Origin of the sequence: Rhodoferax sp. (genome assembly GCF_028688795.1) — a bacterium.
In the GTDB taxonomy this organism is placed as follows: Bacteria; Pseudomonadota; Gammaproteobacteria; order Burkholderiales; family Burkholderiaceae_C; genus Rhodoferax.
The window spans coordinates 1-2,955 of sequence record NZ_JAQTXM010000096.1; the positions used below are offsets into that span (position 1 = coordinate 1).

A 2,955-nucleotide genomic window follows, 5' to 3' on the forward strand; every position below is an offset into this window, starting at 1 on the left:
TGGCCTGCAATGCAGCTTGGCCGGTGTAGCGGAAAATGGCCCGGTACAAACCAAAACGAATGAAGATGGGGATGGAAAGTAACGGCGCCAACAAATAAACCCACCACTGGGCACCGCCGGGCCAATGAATCGCATCAAGCCTGAGCGTGTAGGCCAGCCAGGTGGCAAACAGTGCCAAGACAAGGTCAAGCGCCACCACCACCAACTGTTTGACCGCGCGCGGCCACTCGAGCACCTTGCTTTGCACAATATATTCTGAAATTCATCAAGTGCCGGCCTAGGCACCTGAATGCTGTCAATTAGATGGCAAACGATTCCTTGCTCTGCCCCTGTGCCACCAAAGCGGCCAGCCAGCGCGGCATCAAACCACGACCGCTCCAAGTTTCACCGTTGGGGCCACGGTATTTGGCCGGCGCCGGGTTGCCAGACTTAGCCGCACCGACTTTGCGCGGGCGACTCTTGCTGCCGCCATTCAGGTCTTCAATGGTGATGCCAAAGGCAATCATCTTGGCCTTGATCTCCTGCACGGTTTTATTGAACTCTTGCGCCTTGATTTCTTCGGCTTGTTTTTGCAGGATGGCAATCTGGTTTTGGATATCGATCAAGTTGGTCATGGTATTAAATAAATATAAAAATTAAAACGTTTTTTGGCACGTTATCGTGGCTCTTTTAGTGAGTCACATTATCTCGCCTTAAAACCTTCCATGCAGTCAAAAGGATAATTTTTACATCCAAAAAAAACGACTGGCGATACAGATACTCCACATCCAGAGCCACTTTTTGAGGAATGGGCAATTCATCACGGCCATTAATCTGAGCCCACCCCGTCAGACCCGGCAACAACTGGTGAACACCCGCCTTGGTTCGTAACTCAATAAGGTCTTCCTGGTTAAACAAGGCCGGACGCGGTCCGACAAAACTCATGTCACCCTTCAAAATGCTCCACAACTGCGGCAATTCATCAAGGCTGGATTTGCGCAAGAGACTGCCGATAGGCGTGAGGTAAGCATCCGGATTACTCAGCAAATGCGTCGCTACCGCTGGTGTTCCCATCTGCATGCTGCGGAATTTGGGCATTTTGAAAATGCTGTTGTGCCGCCCCACCCGATCCGACCAATACAGCGCCGGCCCTTTGGACGTCAATCGCACCAGCACCGCGACCAAAAGCACGGGCACCAGAAAAATACAACCAGCCAAGAGGACAAGCACCAAATCAAAAAATCTCTTCATCCCGAATTTTTTACCTTGCATCCCGCACCTTGAATTTTGAATGTTGTGAGTCAGGCTTCAGTCTGACATCCCATAGCCCTTATTAGCCCCTCCTCAACCGACACTGGCGGCACCCATACCAACAACTCACGCGCCTTGGAAATATCCACCTGCAAATTTCCACAAAGTCTTTGCACGGCGCCACCCTTCCCCAGCAAGCTAGCCCCTGCCTGCAAAAACCACACCGGCACTGGTAACAAATGAGCCGACACCCCAGCTGCACGCGCCATGCCACGGATCAATTCGGTAGTAGACAGGTCTTGGCCGTCACTCACCAAAAATGTCTGATTAGCAGCCTGGGGGTGGGTGATGCAGGTGATGATGAAATCTACCAAATTATCAAGCGCGACCAGGCTACGCTGGTTATGCACCGCACCCAACGGCAAGGGCCAGCCGCGCTGCACGGCACGCATGAGTGCAGCAAAGTTGGCCTTGACACCAGAGCCATACACCAATGGCGGACGGATGATGACCACCTCCAGACCCGCCTCGGTAGCTATCTGGCGCAAACCCTGCTCGGCCTCGTGCTTACTATGGCCGTAGGCGTCTTGCGGATTCGGTAAGTCGGTTTCGGTGAACGCATGCCCGGGTTCGGTGCGCTCGCCATTGACCTTAACCGAACTGATGAACACAAACCGTTTAACCCCGGCGACGGCAGCCTGGCGAGCCAAATTCAAGGTTCCACCCACGTTGATTCGCCGAAATTCTGCCAATGGGTTTTGCGAAACGTCGTTCATAACGTGAACACGCGCGGCCAGATGAACCACGACATCAATACCCCGCAACGCCTCAGCCCATTGAGTTTCAGCGTCGATTGAGCCAACAAAAACGCCGTCGAAATCATCGCACTGGTCCTGACGAGTTCGCATTGCAGTGCGCACGACCAAATCGCGCATCGATAAAGCAGCACAAAGCGACCTACCAACAAAGCCACTGGCCCCAGTGATCAAGCAATTCATGTGCGTCCAAACAATTTACGCCACTGCAAACGCCAATAAACAGATGACAAAAAGAAACGCATCATGCTGGCCAAGTGCCAACTCAAATATTTGAGACTCCGATGGCTGCTGCGTTGCGCTTGATGAACCACCGTGGCTTGCGGGCACACCACCGCCTTGTAACCAGCCAAACTCAGTCGCCCACAAAGGTCAACGTCTTCGTAGTACAGAAAGTAACGTTGATCAAAACCACCAATTTTCTTGAAGACTGGCGATGGAAACACCATGAACATGCCGCCCACCCAATCCGGAAAGATGGGTGCGTCTGCAATAGCGTAGTCCACTCCCCGGCACTTGCCAAAAGCCTTGCACAAGATTTTCAATGGACTGGGAAAACGGCGTGCACTGTCTTCCACGCCACCAGCCACCCCAAGTACAACCGGAGCCACCACACCAGCAAACGTCTCAGCAAGACACGCAAGAAGCTGGTGAAACGGGTTCTGGTCCAATCGAATATCAGGATTCATGACACAGAAATGCTGGCCAGACGCGTGTTTAAAGGCCTGATTGTGGTTGGCACCAAAACCCAGCGGGCTGGCGTTGTGAATGATTTTTATTGGAAAAAAAAAGTCATTCAAAGAAAATGACAACGCCTCGCACAAGTTGAGGGTGAGGATCAACTCAAAGTGCGAATCCCTGCAATTTTTATCGAGATCCTCCAATAAATTTTTTATCAGCCCAAGTTGCA

General features: G+C 52.1%; 4 protein-coding genes and 1 pseudogene. All 5 read right to left on the reverse strand.

Annotated features, from left to right (window positions below; genetic code table 11):
* Positions 1 to 235, reverse strand: a pseudogene (locus PHQ58_RS23550) (polysaccharide biosynthesis protein); the annotation flags it as partial.
* Positions 236 to 299: 64 nt separating this feature from the next.
* Positions 300 to 614, reverse strand: coding sequence for an H-NS histone family protein (locus tag PHQ58_RS23555; protein ID WP_300116361.1), 315 nt, complete (start codon positions 612 to 614; stop codon positions 300 to 302).
* Positions 615 to 669: 55 nt separating this feature from the next.
* On the reverse strand, positions 670 to 1,230 hold the full coding sequence (locus PHQ58_RS23560) for a sugar transferase (RefSeq protein ID WP_300116368.1): 561 nt from the start codon (positions 1,228 to 1,230) through the stop codon (positions 670 to 672).
* Between the two features lie 50 nt (positions 1,231 to 1,280).
* The gene (locus tag PHQ58_RS23565; RefSeq protein WP_300116364.1) at positions 1,281 to 2,228 is read right to left on the reverse strand and encodes an SDR family oxidoreductase; all 948 of its coding nucleotides are present in this window, start codon (positions 2,226 to 2,228) and stop codon (positions 1,281 to 1,283) included.
* A partial coding sequence (locus tag PHQ58_RS23570) for a glycosyltransferase (protein ID WP_300116365.1) occupies positions 2,225 to 2,955 on the reverse strand: 731 nt, incomplete at its 5' end. The genes PHQ58_RS23565 and PHQ58_RS23570, both read right to left, overlap by 4 nt.

What these genes read in the sequence shown, in the direction of transcription:
- PHQ58_RS23555 (WP_300116361.1), bottom strand. Translation starts at nt 614, where the DNA reads ATGACCAACTTGATCGATATCCAAAACCAGATTGCCATCCTGCAAAAA.
- PHQ58_RS23560 (WP_300116368.1), bottom strand. Translation starts at nt 1,230, where the DNA reads ATGAAGAGATTTTTTGATTTGGTGCTTGTCCTCTTGGCTGGTTGTATT.
- PHQ58_RS23565 (WP_300116364.1), bottom strand. Translation starts at nt 2,228, where the DNA reads ATGAATTGCTTGATCACTGGGGCCAGTGGCTTTGTTGGTAGGTCGCTT.